Genomic DNA, 20,233 nt, shown 5'->3' with positions numbered 1-20,233 from the left:
TGTGCGCCTGGGGGGCCCGTGGGACGGACCCCGGTGGATGCTAGATGTCGTCCGGCAACTTCACGTCCATCTCGATGGAGCCGTTGAACACCGCTCCGTCCTCGATGACGACCCGCGGGGCCTTGATGTCACCCGCCACCTTCGCCGAGGCGTTGATGGCCACGCGCGTGGAAGCGTCGATGTTGCCGCTCGCCTCGCCGTTGATGGTCAGCTCCTCGGCGCGGATGTCCGCCTGGACCTTGCCGGTGCCTTCGATGGTGAGGTGGTTCTTCAGGGCGATCTGCCCCTCCACACGCCCTTCGATGACCAGGTCCCCTCCGCCCGTGAGGTTGCCCCTGATGACGATGCCCTTGCCAATGATGCCCGTTTCACCCTGTGCCATGAGGTGATCCTCGCCAGCGCCTGCTCCACCGGGAGCGGGGCGACCTGATTATGTCAGAGATGCGCGGAGATCCAGCCGGAGATGTCCTGGAACACCGTCGCGCGGTCCCGCTCGTTGAGCGGCTCGTGCCGCATGCCGGGGTACTCCTTGAACTTCTTGTCCGCCGTCCCCGCCGCCTCGAAGAAGGCCCGCGCCGCCGCCGGCAGCGCCACCCCGTCCTCCTGGCCGCACAGCACGAACAGCGGCACTTGAATCTTCGGCGCCAGCGCGAGCGTCTGCCCCTGGGCGGCCGTGGACTCCACGAACCAGCGGGGCGTGGCGAAGGGCACGTACAGCGGGTCCGCGGTGACTGCCTTCTGGATGTCCGGGTCGGTGCTGAGCATCTCCGGGGCCAGGCCCGAGGGGACCTTCATCCACGGCACCACGGAGCCCACCATGCGCGCGGCGAGCACCTTCGCGGCCGGCGGTGTGATGGCCAGCTTGAGGTAGGGCGCGGAGAGGATGGCGCCGGAGAGGCCCTCCAGCCTCCCGGCCAGGGCGTGCGCGGCCATCAGGCCGCCGTGGCTGTGGGCCAGGAGGAAGATCTTCTGGTCGCCCGCGGCCTTGCGCACGCGCTGCCAGAAGCCGTCCAGGTCGTCGAGGAACTCCGTCCACTTCGCGGCGTAGGCGCGCCGGCCGTCCGCGCGGCCGTGGCCCCGGTAGTCGAAGCCGTGCACGGCGAAGCCGTCCTGCACCAGCGCGTCGATGACGGGCCGGTAGCGGCCGATGTGGTCGCCGTAGCCGTGGACGATGGCGACGTGCGCGCGGGGGGCCGCGTCCGGCAGGTCCAGCGTCCAGAACAGCCGGGTGTTGTCCTTCCCGGTGAAGAAGCCTTCGTCGTGGCGGGCCATGAGCCCGGGACCTTAGCGGCCCGGCGCCGTCGAGGGTAGCGCCTTCAACTTGCGCTCCAGGGTGGTGCGCTGATCCGCGGGCTCGGCGGCCTCCGGCTCCAGGGTCAGCACCTCCAGCGCGCGCTTCCAGACCCGGACGGCCTCCGGGGCACGGCCCGCCTTGAGGTAGGCGTCCCCCAGGTGCTCCAGGATGGCGGGGTCGTCCGGAGACAGGTCCACCGCGCGCTCCAGGACCTCCACGGCCTTCTTCGCCTCGCCGCGCTGGAAGTGCACCCACCCCAGGGAGTCCACGTAGGCCGCGTTGTCGGGCTGGAGCGCCAGCGCGCGGCGCACCAGCCGCTCCGCCTCCTCCAGGTCCCGGCCCCGCTGCGCCAGCGTGTAGCCCATGAAGTTCAGCGCCGCGGAGTGCGCCGGCTTCAGCGCGAGCACCGCCCGCATGCGTGAAAGCGCCCCCGCCACGTCGCCATGGCGCTCCAGCAGGGTGCCCAGGGCGAACTGCAGGTCCAGGTTCCTCGGAGCCTTCGCGACGGCGTCCCGCAGGAGCGTGAGCGCCTCCGGGGCCCGGCCCTGGCGCTCCAGCAGGGTGGCCAGCGCGTCGTACGCCATCGCCCCACCCTCCCCCGCCAGCGCCTCGCGCAGCACCCCTTCCGCCTTCGCCGCCGCCCCGCTCCGCTCCAGCGCCCGGGCGTAGCCGACGCGCGCCTCCACGTCGTCGGGCGCCTCCGCCATGGCGGCGCGGTAGAGCGCCAGCGCGCGCGGATGGTCGCCGGCCAGCGACAGGCAGCGGGCCTGGCGCACGCGGGCGTCGGGGAACACCTCCGAGTCCGGGGGCACGCCCGCGAAGTCCGCGGCGGCGACGGTGAAGCGGCGCGTCCGCTCCGCGACGAGGCCCGCGTAGTACGCCAGCCGGGGCTCGTCCGGCGCGTCCCTGCGCGCGGCGGCCAGCACGACCTCCGCGGCGGTGGGCTCTCCCGCGGCCAGGTAGCTGAAGGCCACCCGCACGGCCAGCTCCGGCGACGCGGACAGCGACAAGAGCCGGTCGAAGTACGCCCGCGCCCGCGTCACCGACCCGCCCTTCAGCGCGGCGCGGCCCGCCGACAGCAGCACCTCCCGGCTGTCCGGATCAGCCTCCAGCGCGTGGGCCAGCGCGTCCTCCGCGTCCCTCGCCCGGCCGGACTCCTCGTAGAGGCGGGCCAGCGTGGACCACACCTCCACGTCGCCCGGGTCGCGCTCGGAGGCCTTCACCAGCAGGCGTTCGGCGCGGGCCGCATCGCCCCGCTCGGCGAGCACCAGCCCCAGCCGCCGGTAGCCGGAGGGCTCGCCCGGCAGTGCGTGGGCCAGCGCCTCCACCACCTTCACCGCCTCGTCGGGGTCCTTCGCGTCGAGGTACAGCTGCGACAGGACGAGGTACGCCTCCGGGTCGCGGGGACGCAGGGCCATGGCGCGGCGCAGGTGCTGGCGGGCGCGCGGCGCACGGCCGGACTCCATCAGCACCCGGCCCAGGAGCACGTGGGCGGCGTAGTGCGTGGGGGCCTTCTCCACTGCGCGGCGCAGCTCGCGCTCGGCGCGCTCCAGGTCGCCCAGGCGCGCGTACTCCTCGCCCAGCTGGGTGAGGAGGTTCGGGTTGCCGTCGTCGGTGGCGAGCGCCAGCCGCAGCTCGTCGACGGCGGCCCGGTGGTTGCCCTCCAGGTGCATCAGCCGCGACTGGAGGTAGTGCGCGTAGCTGGCGGACGACGCGGACGGCTCGTCGTCGCGGTCGCTCGAGTCCATGGCCTCGCGCATCGCCTCGCGGTCGACGTGCGGAGGCGGGGCCTTCCTCGCGGGCGCGGCCCCCGAACCTCCGGCGGCCAGCGCGAGGCACAACACGGCGGCACGGCTGAGGAGCGGGAGCGGGCGCACGCGGGCTAGTGGACCTCGGGAGGGGGCGCCCCCAGCTTCTCCAGCAGCTTCTCCACCGGATCGCTGTCCTGGCTGACGTCCGCCATGGCGGCCCGGTACTCGATGGAGGTCACCTTCTCCACGTCCGGCATCAGGCGGTTGATGACCGTGCGCGCCGCGTCCGCGTTGCACTCGGGCAGCACCACCGCGAAGACGCCCAGTCCCAGGTGGGCGATGGAGTCCGGGTGGCGCACGCGCTTGCGCATCACGTCCCCCATGTTGGGCGGCATGGCGTCCAGGTCGCGGTCCGGACGGAGCACCGCCAGCGTGAGGGCACGGTGGTAGCGCCGGCTGCGGGCCACCTCCTGCTCCAGGCGCAAGAGCAGGCCGCGGCGGTCGAGCAGGCCCGTTGCCGGGTCGCTGCCGGTGCGGCGCTGGAGCGAGTTCGTCTTGTCCTGCTGCTCCTTGTCACCCTGGCGCAGCTTGAGCGCGCGCTCGGTGCGGTTGAGCAGCTCCACCGCGTTGAAGGGCTTGGCCATGTAGTCCACCGCGCCCAGGTTGAGCGCGCGGACCTTGTCGGCCACGCCCTGGTGGGCGGACAGGAGGATGACGGGGATGTGCGCCGTGTCCGACGAGGACTTGAGCGCCATGGCCGCGTCCAGGCCGTCCAGCTTGGGCAGGAACACGTCCATGACCACCAGGTCCGGCCGGGACGCACGCGCCTTCGCCAGGCCCTCCGCGCCGTCGCGCGCCACCTCCACGCGGTACTTCGAGCGCAGCACCTCCGACAGCACCGCGGCGATTTCCGGCTCGTCCTCCACCACCAGCACGCGCGGCTGCTCGGGCGCGGCGCCGGGCGCGGGCTGCGGCCGGGGGTTGCGCGCGGCCTCCTGCGCCAGGGGCAGCGTGAAGACGAAGGTGCAGCCGCCGTCGGCCGGGCTCTCCGCCCAGATTTCACCGCCGTGCAGCTCCACGAACTCCTTGCAGATGGCCAGCCCCAGCCCGGTGCCCTTGGGCCCGTGGCGGTAGCGGTCGAACACGAGGTGCAGCTCGTCCGGGGGGATGCCCACCCCGTTGTCGCTCACCATCACCCGCACCGCGTCGCCGTCCGGGCGGGACAGCCGCTGCGTGCGCACCACCACCGAGCCCGGTTCGCTGGCGTGCTGGATGGCGTTGCTGATGAGGTTCTGCAGCACCTCGTGCAGCTTCACCTCGTCGCCAATCAGCATCAGGCTGTCGGGGCACTCGGAGCGCAGCGCCACGGCCTTCTCCGCCGCCAGGATTTCGAGCTCCGCCACGGCGTCGCGGCACAGCTGCGCCACGTCCAGCACGCGGGGCTCGATGGACAGCCGCGCCGCCTCGCCCTTGCCCTTCTCCAGCAGCGACTCGACCAGGGTGAGGATCTTCCGGCCCTGGCGGATCATCGCCTCCGCGGACTGCTTCTGCTGCGCCTCCAGCGGCCCTTCCAGGAGCAGCCGGCCGTGCCCCAGGAGCACCTGGAGCGGGGCGCGCAGGTCGTGGCTGCACACCGCGATGATCTCATCCTTGAGGCGGTTGAGCTCCTTCAGGCGGCGGTTCGCGTCGGTGAGCTCGCGGTAGCGCTCCACGTACGCCAGCTCCATGTCCTCGCGCTTCTTCTTCACCGCCGTGTGCAGGCGCGCGTTGCGGATGGAGTTGGCGAGCACGCCCGCCACGGCCTCCGCGAACTCCTGCTCGTCGCGCCCGATGGACGCCTCGCCCTTGGACACGCGCAGGAAGAGCGCGCCCAGGAGGTCGTCCTGGCAGATGAGCGGCTGCACCAGGATGGACTTCACGCCCTGCGGCAGGAGCGACGTGCGCACCTCCGCCATCAGCGGGTCGCGCTGCGCCTCTTCAATCAGCACGGGCTGCCGCGTCTCCAGCGCGCGGCGCAGCTCCGGATAGCGCGCCACCTCGATGTCCAGCTGGACGAGGCTGGGGTCCTCCTGCGTCGCGACGACCGTGGCCGTGCGCGCGTGGCTGCCCTCCACCAGCACCACGGAGCAGCGGTCCGTGCCCGTGACCTGGCCGACCTTCTCCACCGCGATGCGGAGGATCTCCTCCAGCTCCAGGGAGCTGGTGGCCGCCTGGGTGATTTCCAGCAGCATCCCCATGCGCATGCGGATGCGCTCCTCGCGCTCCTTCAGCCTCCAGGCGCGCAGGGCGGACTCCAGCCGGGGCACCAGCTCATCCGCGCCGCGCACGAAGTCGTCTACCGCCAGCCGCTTGAAGGCCTCCGCGGAGCGGGCGCGGCCCTGATCCACCAGCACCGGCAGGCGCTGGAGCTTGTCCGTCTTGCGCACCGTCTCCAGCAGCTCCGCCGCCCGCTTGGCCGTCACCGCCAGCAGCACCACCTCTGGCTGGAGCTGATCCACCATCTCCGCCAGCCCGGTCTCCCGTTCGGTGGAGGCGCACTGGTACCCACTCGCCGTGAGCCGCTCCACCAGCGCGTCACCCGCGGCCTTCGCCGCGAGGACGAGCACCCGCCCCCGCTGCTCCGACGACAGCATCTCGATCCTCACAGCGCGCCTCCGCCCCGCCTGGCCAGGGAACGACGTCGCGGAAACCCGTTGGGTGCGGAAGGGGTCATGGTCGATTCCGGATCATGCCGTCTAACCCGTCCGCGGGCCAGCGGATGGACGGGGCTCTCCTGAGTGAGAGGGGTGAGAAAGGGCGCGCGACGTATACCCCGGCCCGGTGTCCTTCCTCCGGAATCCCGTATGCGCGTGACGGTCCGGTGACCCGAATCGCCTGCCCAGCCCCTTGAAGGGGTGGAACTGCGCGAAAACAGCGGGGCTGTCCCTTTCTTCCCATACTACCTTTCATGCCCGGCTGGAGGCTGGCCGGACAGGCATGACCCGGCGGGGTTTTTCGTGGCCCGCGCGATCAGGATCCGGGGGGAAAAGCCGGTGGGTCGTGGCCCCGCCCGCTTCCCAGGGGAGCGCGGTAGAGTGTGAAACCATGCACTCCGTCCCTTCGCGCCTGTTCGCGCAGCGGGCCTTCCTGGCCACGCTGACCCTCTGCGCTTCCGTGTTCGCCGCTTGTGGTGGCGACAAGCCGCCCCCTGTTCCGGATCCGCCGGTGGTGACCCTCACCGTGCCGCAGCCCAACACGGCGGCCCCGTCGCTGACGGTGCGGGTCATCGTGTCCGGGTGTGACTCCGTGGCGCAGGTGGACATCTACGACCGGGACACGTTCCTGAAGACGGTCCCCTACACCAGCGGGTCCATGGACTTCGAGCTGGCGCAGAACGAGATCAAGTACACCCGCGGCCTGGCCGTGGGCCTGTCGCTCAACGCGCGGGCGACGTGCTCGGACGGCCGGAGCAACGTGTCCCAGCCCCAGGCGGCCACGTTCCTGCCGGTGACGAAGGTGATCAAGGATCCGGATCCCAACGGCCAGGTGGTGACGGACTTCTTCATCGCCGAGGGCAGCGGCACGAACGTCGCCTTCCTCGGGTGTGGCAACCCCACCACCGGCTCCGGCACGCTCTTCCGCGTGGACTCGGCGGGCGCGGTGCGCAACTCGGTGGAGATGGGCATCCCGTGCAGCACGGACACGGTCATCACCAGCGTCAACGCGCAGAGCGGCAAGCGGTGGGTGTGGACGCCCGGCATCGGCGCGGTGGCCATCGACAACAACTTCGTCATCTCCGGCCGGACGGCGACCACCTACAGGCCGGAGCGATTCTCCGTCATGGACAACGGGGACGCGCTCGTCATCAATGGCATCAACGTCTCGCGGCTCAAGCACACGTCGACGAACGGCGCGTTCCAGTGGACGCACCAGTCGTCGTGGCGGCCCGTCGGGCCGGCGCAGCAGAAGGGGGCGGAGGTCATCTTCCCCATGTCGCGCGTGCCCAACGAGGCGTCGCCCAACCTCCTCGAGCTCGTGGTGGTTACGCTGGCCGTCGAGGCCTCCGGAGACAAGGTGCCCCTGGTGCACGAGCGGATCATCACCCAGTACCAGGGCGACTCCGCGTCACCGCCCCCCGTCTCGCTCAGCCCGGACGGCGGGACCGTCTTCCTGGCGCTCTCCTTCGCCAACAACCAGTCGCGGGTGCAGGCCTGCTCCACGGAGGTGCCGGGCTGCGAGGGCTCCGCGCTCAAGTGGATGAGCGTCACGCTGCCGGTGCCGCTGAACTTCCTGCTCCCCTTCTCCGCGGGCTCGAAGCTGGCGGCCATCGGGACGCAGCGCGTGTGGTTCCTGAATACGGGGAACGGCCTCGTCGCCAACAAGGGCGGCGTCTCCGTCGACGCGTCCGGACAGCTGCGCATCCGCCAGGTGCAGCTGGGCCTGCCGACGAGCCCGGAGTTCTACCTGCTCAACGGCCCGGACGCGGCCGGCACGCTGCCCGTTGAAATCGTCGCGGTGGACTCCGCCGAGAAGGGCGAGCTGTTCCGCTACGAGGTCTCCAGCAGCCTGTCCTGCTCCGTGGATGACAGCGGACGGCTGTGGATGCGCGTGGGCAACAACCTGGTCCAGGCCCTGCCGCTGAGCGACTACCGCGCCGTCAAGCCGTAGCAGCGGCCGTCAGAGCCTGTCGGCGACGAGGAGCGCCTCCACGTTGCCGGCGGGCCCGGGCACGGGCGAGTCCATCACCCCGCGCACGGTGAGCCCGTGCTCGCGCACGAACGCCGTCACGGTGTCGATGGCGTCCTGCCGCGCCGCGGGGTCGCGCACCACGCCGCCCTTGCCCACCCGGTCCGGCCCCACCTCGAACTGGGGCTTCACCAGCGCCACCAGCAGGCCGCCCGGGACCAGGAACGGCAGCACCGACGGCAGCACCTGGGTGAGCGAGATGAAGCTCACGTCGATGACGACCACGCCCACCTTCTCCGGCAGGTCCTCGTCCGTGAGGTAGCGCGCGTTGACGCGCTCGCGCGAGCGGACGCGGGGGTCCACGCGCAGCTTCTCGTGGAGCTGGCCGTAGCCCACGTCGATGGCGTGCACCCGCACCGCGCCGTGCTGGAGCATGCAGTCGGTGAAGCCGCCCGTGCTGGCGCCGATGTCCGCGCCCACGCGGCCCGTCACGTCCAGGCCGAAGCGGTCCATGGCCGCCTTCAGCTTGAGGCCGCCGCGCGACACGTACGGGAGCACCTCGCCCTTGAGGCGCAGCTCCGCCTCCACGGGGACCAGGGAGCCGGGCTTGTCCACGCGCTGATCCGCGACCACGACCTGGCCCGCGAGGATGAGCGCCTGCGCCTTGGTGCGCGACTCGGCGAGCCCGCGCTCCACGACCAGCACGTCCAGCCGTTCCTTCTTCGGCTTCACCGGCGCTCCTCTTCAAGCAGCGCATGGCCCGCGCGCCGCAGGCCCGCCGCGTCCAGTCCCAACTCCGTGCGCTGCACCCGCGCGTCCCCGTGCGGCAGGAACACGTCCGGCATGCCCAGGAGCTTCACCCGGGGCGAGATGCCGGCCGCCGCGTACAGCTCCAGCACCGCGCTGCCCAGGCCGCCCCGGACGGTGCCCTCCTCCGCCACCACCACGTGCCCGCCCGCCGCGGCCTCCAGGAGCGCGGCCTCGTCCAGGGGCCACGCCCGGCGCGCGTCCAGGACGCTCCAGCCGGGCTCATTCCGGGCCGCCTCCAGCGCGGACAGGCCCAGCGGCCCGAGCGTCACCAGCGTCAGCCGTGAGCCGGGGACACGCCTGAGCCAGCGGGCACCTGAAACCGTCAGCGCGTCCGGCCTGGAGGCTTCGGACTCCGCGTTCGCCAGCTCTGGCGGAAGGTCCGGCAGCGTGCCTCGCGGGAAGCGCAGCACGGAGGGCCCGGAGGCCTGGAGCGCGGCGGCGAGCATGGGCGCCAGGTCCTCTCCCACCACCGGGGCCCACTGCGTGAGGCCCGGCAGCGGCCGGAGGAAGGACACGTCGTAGGCGCCCTGGTGCGTGGCGCCGTCCGCGCCCACGAGCCCCGCCCGGTCCACCGCGAAGATTACGGGCAGGCCCGGCAGGCACACGTCGTGGACCACCTGGTCGTACGCGCGCTGGAGGAAGGTGGAGTAGATGACGCAGACCGGCTTCGCCCCCGCCGCGGCCAGCCCCGCGCAGAAGGTCACGGCGTGCTGCTCCGCGATGCCCACGTCGTGCACGCGGTCCGGGAAGCGCGCCTTCAAGCCGGTGAGCGCGCTGCCCTCCAGCATCGCGGGCGTCACGGCCACCACGCGCGGGTCGCGCTCCAGCGCCTCCCCCAGCACCTGGGCGAAGGCCTCGCTGAACGTGGGCCGCCCGCCGCGCGAGCGCACCAGCTTGCCGTCGCGCCACTCGTACGGCCCCATCGCGTGGCCGCGCGTCTGCTCGTCGGCCTCCGCGGGAGGAAAGCCCCGCCCCTTCTTCGTCAGCGCGTGCACCACCACGGGGCGCGAGGACGCCTTCGCCTCGCGCAGCGCCCGGGTGAGCGCCCCCAGGTCATGCCCGTCCACCGGGCCCAGGTAGGTGAAGCCCAGCGATTCGAAGAAGGCGCGGGCGTTGCGCGTGCGCAGGAGCGCGGGGATGGCGCCCACGTTCGCGCTGATGGACATCTGGTTGTCGTTGAGCACCACCACGAGCGGCAGCGGGCTGCCCCCCGCGTTGTTGAGCCCCTCGAAGCTCAGGCCTCCGGTGAGCGCGCCGTCGCCCACCACCGCCACCACGTGGCCCGGATGGCCCAGCTGCCGCCGACCGGCGAGCAGGCCCAGCGCCGCGGAGATGGCCGTGCACGCATGCCCCGCCGCCAGCGCGTCGTGGTGGCTCTCGCGCGGATCCAGGAACGGCGCGATGCCTCCCGCCTGCCGCAGCGTGTGCATGCGGTCGCGCCGGCCGGTGAGCAGCTTGTGCGCGTACGCCTGGTGCCCCACGTCGAAGAGGAGCGCGTCCTGCGGCGTGTGGAAGACGCGGTGGAGGGCCACCACCAGCTCCACCGCGCCCAGCGACGCGCCCAGGTGCCCGCCCACGCGGCCGCACGTGGTGATGATGGCCTCGCGCAGCGCCTCGCACAGGCCGGGCAGCGCGGCCTCGGGGAGCGCGCGCACATCCGCGGGAGACGCCACGCCGGACAGCACGTCCGCCATCAGGACTTCCGCTCCACCGAGTAGCGCGCCAGCGCCGCCAGCGGTCCGTCCGCGCCCTCGAGCGGGCGCACCGCGGCTTCCGCCCGGGCCACCAGCTCCGCGGCCATGCGGCGCGACTCGTCCAGCCCCACCACCGCCGGGAACGTGAAGCGCCCGGCCTCCGCGTCCGCGCCCACCGGCTTGCCCATGGCCTCCGCGCTCGACGTCACGTCCAGCACGTCGTCGGCGATCTGGAAGGCCAGGCCCACGGCTTCTCCGTACGCCACCGCGCTCGCGAGCGCCGCCGCGTCGCCTCCGGCCGCCAGGACGCCCATCCGGCACGCCGCCAGGATGAGCGCGCCCGTCTTCAGCCGGTGCAGCCGCAGCAGGTAGTCCAGCGTCGCGGCCCGGTCCGCCGCGATGTCCAGCGCCTGCCCGCCCACCATCCCCGCCGCGCCCGAAGCGCGCGCCAGCTCCGCGCACAGCGTGCCGCGCACCGGCTCCGGCCCGGAGGCGAGCAGCGAGAAGGCCTCCGTGAGCAGCCCGTCCCCGGCCAGCAGCGCCAGCGGCTCGCCGTAGACCTTGTGGTTCGTGGGCACGCCCCGGCGCAGGTCGTCGTTGTCCATGGAGGGGAGGTCGTCATGCACCAGCGAGTACGTGTGCACGTACTCCAGCGCGCACGCGGCGTCCCGCACGGCGGCGGTGTCGGTGCTCGACTGGGTCACCGCGTCCGCGAAGGCCAGGCACAGCACCGGGCGCAGGCGCTTGCCGCCCGCGAGCAGCGAGTAGCGCATGGACTCCGCCAGCTTCGGCGGCGTGCCCGCGGGGCCCCAGCGTTCCGCGCTCTCGCGCAGGAGCGTCTCCACCCGCTCCTGCTGCGTGCGCATGAAGGGGTCCAGGTTGAAAGCGGCCATCGGCGTCAGGGCTCCTTCGCCACGTCGGCGGGGATGAGTTCGCGGATGCGCTTGACGAGCGCGTCCAGTTCCAGCGGCTTCACGAAGTAGTCGGCCGCGCCGACCTCCATGCCGCGCCGCTTGTCCTCCGGGTCTCCCCGCCCGCTGATGAAGATGATGGGGATGTCCCGGAACTGCTTGTTCTGCTTCACGGCCTGACACAGCTCGAAGCCGTTGATCCAGGACATGTTCACGTCCAGGAGGATGGCGTGCGGCCGGTGCAGCTCCAGCGACGCGACGAGCCGCAGGCCGTTGGCCGCGGACATCACCTCGAACCCCTCGGCCCCCAGGGCCTCGGCGAGCAGCTCGCGCGTGTCCCGGTCGTCATCGACAATCGTAATCTTCGGCTTCGACATGCCCGGCCTCCGCCCTTCCCCTGATGCCTAGAACGGGACATCGTCCTCCGGTGGCGGACGCGCCTGCGCGGCCGACCGGGGTGCGGCCTGGGGAGCGGGCCGGGCCCCCACCGCCAGCGGCGCGACGACCTCCTGGCCATCCTCGTCCACCAGCAGCTGCTCGATGCGCTGCTCGGCCTCCGTGAGCAGCTTCTCGCCCCGGCGGACCAGGCGGATGCCCTCCTCGAACGCCTTGAGCGACTCTTCCAGCGACAGGTCGCCGCTTTCCAGCCGCGCCACCGTCTCTTCCAGGCGCGACACCACGTCCCCGTACTGCTCCGGAGCGGGCTCCACCTTGGGGTTCTTGTCCGACTTCGCCACGGCCATCCACCTCCCCGAGCGGGGCGCGGAATGTAGAGGGTGGCCCGCTAGCAGTCCACCGGGCCTTTCAGGCTGGTAACGGTCGCTTCGATTTCTTCACACCCTCCCAGGGTTTTCGCCCCGTGGGCCGCCAGCTTGATGCCCAGCACGTCCCCCACCGCCACGTCCGCCATGGAACGCACCACCCCGCCGTCCCGCTGGCGGAACGCCACCGCGTAGCCGCGCGACATCACCTTCAGGGGGCTCAGGGCGTCCAGCCGGCCCCCCAGCCGCCCGAAGTGCGTCTGCGCGGACGACAGCATGCCCCGCTGCAGCTCCAGGAGCCGCGACCGGGCCTGCGCCACCCTCGCCCGCTCGGTGGCCACCCGCGCCGTGGGCGAGGCCCGCTCCAGGCTCAGCCGCGCGTCCGCCAGCGCGCCCCGCCGCCGGGACACGCCCGCGCGGGCCGCCTCCGACAGGCGCATGGCCAGCTTGAGCAGATGGGCCCGCTGCTCCGACAGCCGCGTCTGGGGCCGCGAGCGCTGCAGCCGCTCCTGGAGGCCGCGCAGCGTCTCCCGGTCCTGACGCACGCGGGGGCGCAGCACGCGCATCATCGCCTCCACCTGTTCGGACAGGTGCAGCCGCTGATGGTTCACCTCGCGGCGCGGATCCGGCAGCCGCGCGCGAAGCTGACCCTGGCGCTCGCGCAGCTCCAGCACCCGCCGCTCCATGGCCCGGCGCAGGCGGCCGGACTGCGTGGCCAGCGTCAGCTCCAGGTCCGCCAGCACCGGCGCCAGCCGCTCCGCCGCCGCGCTGGGCGTGGGCGCGCGCAGGTCCGCGACGAAGTCGGAGATGGTGAAGTCGATCTCGTGCCCGATGGCGGACACCACCGGCACCGGCGAGGCGAAGATGGCCCGCGCCACCCGCTCCTCGTTGAACGTCCAGAGGTCCTCCACGGACCCTCCGCCGCGCGTCACGACGATGACGTCCACGTCGGTGCGCCCCAGCCGCTCGATGGCCCGCGCCACGTCCTCCGCGGAGCCCTCGCCCTGCACGCGCGCGTCCGCCAGGAGCACGCCCAGCCGGGGGTTGCGCGAGTGCAGCACGCGCAGGAAGTCCTGGAGCGCCGCGCCGGTGCGGCTCGTCACGACGCCGATGCGCCGGGGCAGGAACGGCACGGGCCGGGGCGGCCGCACGCGCCGGTCGCCGATGAGCCCCTCCGCCGCCAGCCGCTGCTTGAGCTGCTCGAACGCGAGCGCCAGCGCGCCCTCGCCCACCGGCTCCAGCCGGGACACGATGAGGCTGTAGCGCCCCTGGGGCTCGTACAGGTCCACGCTGCCTTCGGCCAGCACCTCCATGCCGTCGCGCAGCGCGAAGCGCATCCGCCCCGCCATGGACGCCCACACCTTCGCGTCGATGGAGGCGTCCGCGTCCTTGAGCGTGAAGTACCAGTGGCCGCGAGCGTTGGCGCCCCGGAAGCTGGACACCTCGCCGCGCACCAGTACGCGCGGGAAGCGCGACTCCACTGTCTGCTTGATCTGCCGGGTGAGCTCCCCCACCGACAGCACCGTGCGCTCCGGGCGCGGCGGCGGCGTGACGGTGACGGGCAGCGGCGGCGGCGCGGCTTCGGCCACCGGCGCGGGCGGCGGGGCCACGGGTGGCTTGCTCGGGCTCGCGGCCTTCGCGGGAGGGGGGCGCAGGGGTGGCAGCAGCGACGTGCCGAACAGGTCGCCCTGCCCCGGCTCCTCGGCCGGGGGCGGCTCCAGCCCCTTGCGCTTCTTCATCGCGACAGCTTCTCGACCCAGCCCTGGGCCTTGCCGTGCAGCTCGTCGTCGGGCGGCGTCATCGTGACGACGTCGCGGAACTTGGGCAGCGCGTCCTCCGGGCTGGAGTCCTTGATGGAGTAGGCCTGCATGTACAGGTCCTTCGCCTTGCCCTTGAGGTCGTTGACGATGTTGGCGGCGCCCGTGTGGTTGGGGTCCGCCTGGAGCGCGCGGCGGGCGAACTCCATGGCGCGCGACCACTGGCCGGCGGCCTTCGCGCCCGCGGCGCTCTTGTAATAGATGGTCGACGCGCGGGTGCCCGCGTTGCGGCCCATCTTGCTGCCGCGCCCGTCGGTGATGTCCTTGTCCAGCGCGAGCAACCGGGTGAGGCCCTTGGCGTCCAGCTCCTCCAGCTTCTTGTAGAGGTTGCCGAACTCCGTCACCTGCCCCATCAGCTGCTTGCACTGCGGCGTCTTGGCCGCGCACGCGTTGAGGATGGCCACCGCGCCGGACGTGTCACCGTCGCGGAAGCGGTCCACGGCGGGCTCCCACGGCTTGGGCGCCGCGGCCACGCGCACCGGATCCGGACGGGTCAGGTCCGCGATGACGCGCACGGCATCGTCGTTCACGAGCTTGCCGTCGCGGTGCTCCGGGAAGGTCGCGAGCACGTCGTCGGTGATGGCCTTGGCCTTCTGCACGTTCTCCAGCTGGCGGGTGTCCAGCAGCTGCTTGGCTTCCTTCGTGCGCTTGTCGGCGGCGTCCGTCAGGTTCTTGCGCGCCGTCTTCAGCTGCTCGTAGAGCTGCGTGTCGGCGCTCACCTTCGCGATGGACGCCTTCGCGCTGGCGAGCTCCCCCTTGTCCAGCGCCGCCTGGGCCGTGCTCAGGTGGTTCTGGTTGGGGATCTCCCGCTCCGCGGCCTTGAGGTAGTCCTCCACGCCGGGGTAGTCCGGCGCCTGCGCGTGGAGCTCCTCCAGCTTCGCCTTGGCCTGCTGCCACTGGCCCTCGCGCACCAGGTTCTTGGCCTCCTGGAAGAGGCCGCCCAGCTGCTCGCGGTACTGGCGCTGCTCCGCCTCGATGCGGCCCTGCTCCTCCTGCTGGTGCCGCATGCGCGAGCGCGCGACGCCCAGGCCCGCGAAGAGCAGCACCAGCACGGCGGCGCCCGCGAGCTTCATCCGCATGCGCTTGCGCTGCATCTCCGGCGTGAGCTCCGCGGCGGCCGCGGCCCGCGCCGTCTGCGGGCGCGCACGTCCCTCGCGGGAAGGACGCGAGGGCACGGCCGTGGGACCGCGCCCCGCCGCCGTGGACGGACGGGGCCGGGAGCCGGAGGGGGCCTGCACCTTGGCGGTGCTGTTGGCGGTGTCCTCGTAACGCAGCTCCGAGTCGCCCAGCGTGATGACGTCCCCGTTGGCGAGGAGCGTCTCCTCGGTGATGGGCTCGCCGTTGACGATGGTGCCGTTGCCGGAGCCCATGTCGCTGACCATCCAGCCGGCGGACTCCTTGCGCAGCGTCACGTGCTTGCGGGAGACCGACGTGTCCTGGATGCAGATGGGGTTGTCCGTGGCGCGGCCGACCGTGTACTCGAGGTCGGCGAGCGCGAACTCCTCACCCTCCATGGGACCGGCGATGACGACGAGCTTCGCGGGGCGGGCCGCGGCGGCACCGGCGGTGGACCGGCGGACCGGCGCGCGCTGTCCGGTCCCGGAAGAGGGCGTACCGGATGTAGGCCGTCGGCGGGCGGGGGGTGGTGCGTTCGACATGGCGGTCACCGCGTCCTGCTGAGGGGGGCACGGGCCCTAAAGCTCGTGCTCATAGGCTTTTTCCAGCGCCAGATTGTGGCAGCGATGCTCGGCGGTAGGGAAGCGTCTCCGCACGTCTTCGAGGGTCGCGACCGCATCCCGTCGGCTGCGGAACTGAACCGCCCGCTGGAATTGCATCATCAACTGCCCGCAGCGGTGGTCCAGCTCCGTTGAAATCTGGGCGATCCGCTCCCGGACGTCGTCGTACAGCTCCGGCTTTTCGTCGAGCGCTTCCAGGGTGATCCACGCGGCGCGGTACTCCCGCCACGCCTTGAACAGGTTCTCCGCGCCCACGTCCTTCAGCTCGTAGAAGCGGGCCCCGGTCTTGGCGGACTCCCGGGCGGAAGCGACCAGCTGATCCGGCGGCAGCTCGGGCACCGGGATGACTTCCAGGCGCAGGTTCCAGATGCGCCAGGGGTCGCGGCCGGGCGGGTTGAGGGCGTTGTCGAAGAGCAGCTGGTTGTTGGCGTTGCGGCGCAGGAGGCTGGGGGGCAGGACCTGCTCCAGCTCGCGCTCGGCCGTCTGCGCCGTGTCCGGGGGCACCCACCCCAGGGACACCCCGTTGAGGGACAGGTTGACCTCGTCCCGGGCGATGTTGCTGGCCTGGTAGTGCAGCACGGCCACCGCGCGCGTGGGGGACACGAAGCGGAAGTCGAAGAGCTTGTCGTCGGCGTGCACCCACCGCACGCCCTCGCCCAGGCCAAAGGAGTCCGGCACCGGATCCATGCCCAGCTTGTAGGGTTCGCGGCCGGGGAGCCGGATCGCCGAGGGCACCACGAGCGCCACGAGCAGCGTCACCAGCGCCAGCGCGCCCAGCCCCGCCAGCGACGCGAAGCCAATGCGCCGGGGCAACGACTGGCGCTGCCAGAAGAGGAGGAACTGGCCCTTGAGCGTCTTGCCCAGCTGACGCCGCTTGCGCGCCTTGTCGGCGGCGGACGACGGTTCGACCTTCGCGACGACCGTCACCGGCCCCTTGGGCCCGGGCTCGATCGCGGAGGCTTCCAGTCCGGGAGGGTGGGGCTGGGTGGCGTTGCCCTCCCCTTCCGGGACGAGCGCGGGAGCCAGCAGCGGCGCCTCGCCGGGCATCGGTCCGGCGTCGAGCTTCGGCGGAGACGCGGACCGGTTCCGGCCCACGAGCGTGACCGGCTCCGGCTCCGGCGAAGGCGGCGGGACGGGGGGACTCCAGGCGGGCGGAGGCGCCAAAGCGGGAGCAGCGGGAGCGTTCTGGCCCGCGAAGGTGGGGGATGCCCGGGTCTCCTCCGGAGCGTCCGCGGGGATGGCGTCGTCCTGGCCGACGAAGGTCGCCGGTTCGGGGGCGCCCGGCGCGGGGGGAGTCGCCACCGCGACGCCAAAGCGCAGCGGCCTGGCCACCAGCGGGCTGACCGGGGTGATGGGCCGGAGGTCGAGGACGGTCCGCTCCTCGGGCTCCTCCATCGTCGGCACGGGCAGCGCGGATGAAGCGTCCAACGGCGGCGCGTCTTCCACCCGGGGCGGCGCTTCCGGGGTCGCCGGAATCGCCATCAGCGTGTGCTCCTCGGGCTCCTCCAGGTCCGGGACGGGCAGCACGGGGGCCAGCGTGGAGGCGGGCACGGGCGAATCCACGGTGGAGATCGCCATCAGCGTGCGCTCCTCGGGCTCCTCCAGGTCCGGGACGGGCAGCACGGGGGCCAGCGTGGAGGTGGGCACGGGCGAATCCACGGTGGAGATCGCCATCAGCGTGCGCTCCTCGGGTTCGTCCGGCATCACCGGAGCGAGGTCCACGGGAGGCGGGGCGACAGGAGGCCGTGCCGGCGGAGGCGGAGCCATGAACCCCGGCGGCGTCATCAACGGCAGGCTGGACGCGGGAGCCGCGGACGCACGTGCCGCGCCACGACCCAGCTCGGGACGGTTCAGCGCGGGCGCGCCGACACCGGGGAGGTTCGCGCCAGCCTTGCGCTTCGCGGAAGCGGCCGGCTCTCCGGGGCCTGGGGCCGCGGCCTTCTCAGGCGCTGGAGCAGCTTCCACCGAGGCAGGGGCGCCCACCACGGGAAGCTCACGCGCCGTCGGGTGCGCGGGCTCGGGAACCCCCGCGGGCATGGAGGTCGCGCCCGGTACGGACGACCGGCCTGAACCCGAGGCACCGACGGCGGGCAAGCCCGGCGCCGAGGCTCTTCCCGAGGGGGAAGCCCCTGGGGCTGGAGGCGTCGCGCCGGCCTTGTTCGCCGGGGACGCCCCCACCGCGGGCAAGCCCGGCGCGGAGGATCTGCCCGACGCGGAAGCGCTCGCCCCGGGAGCCTTGGCCGGAGCTCCGGCCACCTGACCTCCGGGCGCGGAAGCCCCCAGCACGGGAGGTCCAGCGGGAGCCCTGCTCGGAACGGCCGCTCCCGATGCCGCAGCTCCCAACACGGGAGGCCCCGGGGGAGTCCTGGCCGGAGCGGCACCGACCGCTGGCAGATCCGGCGCGGAGGGCCGCTTCGGCGTAGCGCTCGGCATCACCGGCATCACCGGCATCGCGGGAACAGCCGCCCCACCCTTCGCGGCGGGCACGGCCATCCCGGGGCGCGGCAGGGACGCGGGCCGCGCCATCGCGGGCATCGACTGCTGGTAGCTCGTGGGCGCCGCTTCGATCTCCGCGAGCGAAGCCTGCTCCACGCCCTGCGGCGACACCCGCGCATGCGGCGGCGCGAGCGCGCGCCGGATGGGCCGGGTGACGTCGTCGTCATCCTCCGGCGCCACCCAGACGAACGTGAACTCCACCGGACCGACGGTGATGCGGTCGCCGTCGCGCAGCTGCTTCTCGCCGCCCAGCGGCTGGCCGTTCAGCTGCGTGCCGTTCGCGCTGCCGACGTCCTCGGCGAAGTAGCGCCCATCCCTCGCCGTGATGCGGGCATGACGCCGGGAGACACCGTGGTCATGCAGCACCAGGTCGTTCTCCGAGGTCCGGCCGATCTTCACCTCGGCCTGCTCGAAGGCGAGCTCCCGTCCGACCTGGAGCCCCTGGGTGATGGTGAGCAGGATGGGCAGAGGACTAGCCCCCGACGTTGCCGAACATGAACTGGAACACGATGGGCCCGAAGAGCACCATGAACACCGTCGGGAAGATGCAGGCGATGAGCGGGAACAGCATCTTCACCGGGGCCTCGCCGGCCAGCTTCTCCGCGCGCTGCGTGCGGTCGATGCGCATCTGCGTGGACTGGATGCGCAGCACCTTGCCCAGGCTCGTGCCCATCTTGTCCGCCTGGATCAGCGCCGTGACGAAGGTCGTCAGGGACGGCAGGTCCACGCGCACGATCATGCTCTTGAGGCCCTCCTCACGCGTCTTGCCCATCTTGAGCTGCTTGAGCACCAGCTGCAGCTCCTCGCGCAGCGGGCCCTGGCGGCCCTTCTCCACCACCTTCGCCAGCGCGCCCGTGAAGTCCATGCCCGCTTCCACCGACAGCGTCAGCAGGTCCAGGTTGTACGGAAGCGCGCGGCTGATGGCCAGGTGACGGCGCTTCACCTGATCGTTCAACCAGATGAGCGGATAGAACAGGCCCAGCAGCATCACCAGCAGTGACCAGGCCAGGTTCATCCCGATGCCGTTGACGACGAACAGGCCGGCCAGCAGGGCGAAGAAGGCGCTGATCTCCTGCAGCGCCATGATGTCCTCGGGCTTGTACTGCGACGGCTCGCCCGCCTTGATGAGCTTGCGGCGCGTCTTGGACTCGTAGCCCGGCCACATGAAGCGCCGGTTCATCGCGCCCAGCTTGCGGATGGCGACGGAGCCCGCGCCCTTCACGCCGCCCGCGGACTCGTCCCGGACTTCCGACAGGAAGCGCTCCAGGACGTTGGAGTACAGGCCGATGCCCAGGAACGCCACCGCGCCCGCGGTCAGCAGTGCCGAGCCGCCCATCAGCAGAAATGTCAGGACTTCCTGCACGGTGCGCCTCGTTTCAGATGTCGATGTTGACGATGCGCCGGATGATGAGGATGCCCATGATCTCCATGATGGCGATCAGGGTCACCAGGATGTAGCCGAAGATGTGGTTCATCATCGGCTCCATCAGGTCCGGACGCATGTAGTTGAGCACCATGCCCAGCACCGCCGGCATGGCCGCGACGATCCACCCCTGGAGCTTGCCCTGGGAGGTCAACGCGTCGATCTTGCCTTCCAGACGGAAGCGCTCGCGAATCACCGTGGAGATGGTCTCGAACATCTCCGCCATGTTGCCGCCCAGCTGACGCGCGATGTTGGTGGACACCACCACCAGCTCCAGGTCGTCGCTGCCCACGCGCTTGCCCATGTTGACGAGCGCCTCTTCCAGGGGCACGCCCAGCTTCACTTCCTTCACGAAGAGGCCGAACTCCTGGGACAGGGGCGGCATCGCCTCGCGCGCCACGTGCTCGATGGCCTGGGGGAACGTGAGGCCCGCCTTGAACGCGTTGGCCATGGCCTGCAGCGCGTCCACCAGCTGCACGTTGAACTTCTTGATGCGGCGCTTGCGGTAGTGCTTCACGAGCAGCATCGGCAGGAAGAAGCCGAAGATGGTCGCCAGCACCGCCAGGATGGGGTTGAAGATGATGTAGCTGAGGATGCCCAGGAGGCACATGCAGGCGATGTTGAGGATCAACATCTGCCGCGCGTCGATGAAGAGGAACATGTCGCTCAAGTCGTTCATCGACTTGGCGACGTACCGCTCCTGGTACTGCTCGTACGCCTTCGACAGGACGCTGAAGATCACCAGGCTGAAGAAGAACACCGAGCCGGTGACGAGGAGGAGGACGATACCTGCGAGCATGGGCGCGAATCCCCGGGGGATGAGGGAGGGGTCGGCAGGGCCGCTTCAGCTTGGGAAGCAGCCCCGCGCGCGACGA

The 20,233-nt window shown here is 72.0% G+C and carries 15 protein-coding genes; 1 reads left to right on the top strand and 14 read right to left on the bottom strand.

Translation table 11 applies throughout. From position 1 onward, the window contains the following. Positions 1-40 precede the first annotated feature (40 nt). Genes bacN through AABA78_RS29850 form a run of 4 tightly spaced genes read right to left on the bottom strand, consistent with a single transcriptional unit; the run spans position 41 to position 5,675 of the window. Positions 41-382 (bottom strand): bactofilin BacN, encoded by a 342-nt coding sequence (gene bacN / locus AABA78_RS29865; protein WP_120537550.1) that lies wholly within the window; start codon positions 380-382, stop codon positions 41-43. Positions 383-435: 53 nt separating this feature from the next. Beyond that, positions 436-1,272 (bottom strand): alpha/beta hydrolase, encoded by an 837-nt coding sequence (locus tag AABA78_RS29860; protein WP_338268282.1) that lies wholly within the window; start codon positions 1,270-1,272, stop codon positions 436-438. A gap of 12 nt (positions 1,273-1,284) precedes the next feature. Then, positions 1,285-3,171 (bottom strand): tetratricopeptide repeat protein, encoded by a 1,887-nt coding sequence (locus tag AABA78_RS29855; protein ID WP_338268280.1) that lies wholly within the window; start codon positions 3,169-3,171, stop codon positions 1,285-1,287. A gap of 5 nt (positions 3,172-3,176) precedes the next feature. After that, positions 3,177-5,675: an ATP-binding protein gene (locus AABA78_RS29850; RefSeq protein ID WP_171420533.1), complete on the bottom strand. Its 2,499-nt coding sequence runs from the start codon at positions 5,673-5,675 to the stop codon at positions 3,177-3,179. Between the two features lie 454 nt (positions 5,676-6,129). Between AABA78_RS29850 and AABA78_RS29845 the strand changes: the two genes are divergently transcribed. After that, complete coding sequence (locus tag AABA78_RS29845; protein WP_338268278.1) at positions 6,130-7,692, top strand: hypothetical protein; 1,563 nt, start codon at positions 6,130-6,132, stop codon at positions 7,690-7,692. Between the two features lie 9 nt (positions 7,693-7,701). On the opposite strand, the gene AABA78_RS29840 is transcribed toward AABA78_RS29845, so the two are convergent. The 10 genes from AABA78_RS29840 to AABA78_RS29795 form a co-directional block, all read right to left on the bottom strand. Then, positions 7,702-8,442, bottom strand: a complete 741-nt coding sequence (locus AABA78_RS29840; protein ID WP_338268276.1) for a TlyA family RNA methyltransferase — start codon at positions 8,440-8,442, stop codon at positions 7,702-7,704. Beyond that, the gene (locus tag AABA78_RS29835; protein ID WP_338268274.1) at positions 8,439-10,214 is read right to left on the bottom strand and encodes a 1-deoxy-D-xylulose-5-phosphate synthase; all 1,776 of its coding nucleotides are present in this window, start codon (positions 10,212-10,214) and stop codon (positions 8,439-8,441) included. Before AABA78_RS29835 ends, AABA78_RS29840 begins: the two co-directional genes overlap by 4 nt. After that, on the bottom strand, positions 10,214-11,107 hold the full coding sequence (locus AABA78_RS29830) for a polyprenyl synthetase family protein (RefSeq protein WP_338268273.1): 894 nt from the start codon (positions 11,105-11,107) through the stop codon (positions 10,214-10,216). The genes AABA78_RS29835 and AABA78_RS29830 overlap by 1 nt, the downstream gene beginning before the upstream one ends. A 5-nt stretch (positions 11,108-11,112) precedes the next feature. Continuing rightward, complete coding sequence (locus AABA78_RS29825; protein WP_014397650.1) at positions 11,113-11,502, bottom strand: response regulator; 390 nt, start codon at positions 11,500-11,502, stop codon at positions 11,113-11,115. Between the two features lie 27 nt (positions 11,503-11,529). Then, positions 11,530-11,868 carry an exodeoxyribonuclease VII small subunit gene (gene xseB / locus AABA78_RS29820; RefSeq protein ID WP_171420528.1) on the bottom strand — a complete coding sequence of 113 codons (339 nt, stop codon included), beginning with the start codon at positions 11,866-11,868 and terminating at the stop codon, positions 11,530-11,532. 41 nt (positions 11,869-11,909) lie between these two features. Next, positions 11,910-13,625 carry an exodeoxyribonuclease VII large subunit gene (xseA, locus tag AABA78_RS29815; RefSeq protein WP_338268267.1) on the bottom strand — a complete coding sequence of 572 codons (1,716 nt, stop codon included), beginning with the start codon at positions 13,623-13,625 and terminating at the stop codon, positions 11,910-11,912. Beyond that, on the bottom strand, positions 13,622-15,217 hold the full coding sequence (locus AABA78_RS29810; protein WP_370469492.1) for an FHA domain-containing protein: 1,596 nt from the start codon (positions 15,215-15,217) through the stop codon (positions 13,622-13,624). The genes xseA and AABA78_RS29810 overlap by 4 nt, the downstream gene beginning before the upstream one ends. Positions 15,218-15,397: 180 nt before the next feature. Next, on the bottom strand, positions 15,398-18,334 hold the full coding sequence (locus tag AABA78_RS29805; protein WP_370469491.1) for an FHA domain-containing protein: 2,937 nt from the start codon (positions 18,332-18,334) through the stop codon (positions 15,398-15,400). Positions 18,335-18,407: 73 nt separating this feature from the next. After that, positions 18,408-19,298, bottom strand: a complete 891-nt coding sequence (locus AABA78_RS29800; RefSeq protein WP_171421128.1) for a type II secretion system F family protein — start codon at positions 19,296-19,298, stop codon at positions 18,408-18,410. A gap of 13 nt (positions 19,299-19,311) precedes the next feature. Next, positions 19,312-20,157, bottom strand: a complete 846-nt coding sequence (locus AABA78_RS29795; protein ID WP_120605704.1) for a type II secretion system F family protein — start codon at positions 20,155-20,157, stop codon at positions 19,312-19,314. Positions 20,158-20,233: the final 76 nt, after the last annotated feature.

The organism is Corallococcus caeni (genome assembly GCF_036245865.1).
In the GTDB taxonomy this organism is placed as follows: domain Bacteria; phylum Myxococcota; class Myxococcia; order Myxococcales; family Myxococcaceae; genus Corallococcus; species Corallococcus caeni.
Note: the sequence above shows the minus strand (reverse complement) of the source record. Positions and strands in the feature narration are given on the sequence as shown.

What these genes read in the sequence shown, in the direction of transcription:
- bacN (WP_120537550.1), bottom strand. Translation starts at nt 382, where the DNA reads ATGGCACAGGGTGAAACGGGCATCATTGGCAAGGGCATCGTCATCAGG.
- AABA78_RS29830 (WP_338268273.1), bottom strand. Translation starts at nt 11,107, where the DNA reads ATGGCCGCTTTCAACCTGGACCCCTTCATGCGCACGCAGCAGGAGCGG.
- AABA78_RS29825 (WP_014397650.1), bottom strand. Translation starts at nt 11,502, where the DNA reads ATGTCGAAGCCGAAGATTACGATTGTCGATGACGACCGGGACACGCGC.
- AABA78_RS29795 (WP_120605704.1), bottom strand. Translation starts at nt 20,157, where the DNA reads ATGCTCGCAGGTATCGTCCTCCTCCTCGTCACCGGCTCGGTGTTCTTC.
- AABA78_RS29845 (WP_338268278.1), top strand. Translation starts at nt 6,130, where the DNA reads ATGCACTCCGTCCCTTCGCGCCTGTTCGCGCAGCGGGCCTTCCTGGCC.
- xseB (WP_171420528.1), bottom strand. Translation starts at nt 11,868, where the DNA reads ATGGCCGTGGCGAAGTCGGACAAGAACCCCAAGGTGGAGCCCGCTCCG.
- xseA (WP_338268267.1), bottom strand. Translation starts at nt 13,625, where the DNA reads ATGAAGAAGCGCAAGGGGCTGGAGCCGCCCCCGGCCGAGGAGCCGGGG.
- AABA78_RS29810 (WP_370469492.1), bottom strand. Translation starts at nt 15,217, where the DNA reads ATGGAGGGTGAGGAGTTCGCGCTCGCCGACCTCGAGTACACGGTCGGC.
- AABA78_RS29835 (WP_338268274.1), bottom strand. Translation starts at nt 10,214, where the DNA reads ATGGCGGACGTGCTGTCCGGCGTGGCGTCTCCCGCGGATGTGCGCGCG.
- AABA78_RS29860 (WP_338268282.1), bottom strand. Translation starts at nt 1,272, where the DNA reads ATGGCCCGCCACGACGAAGGCTTCTTCACCGGGAAGGACAACACCCGG.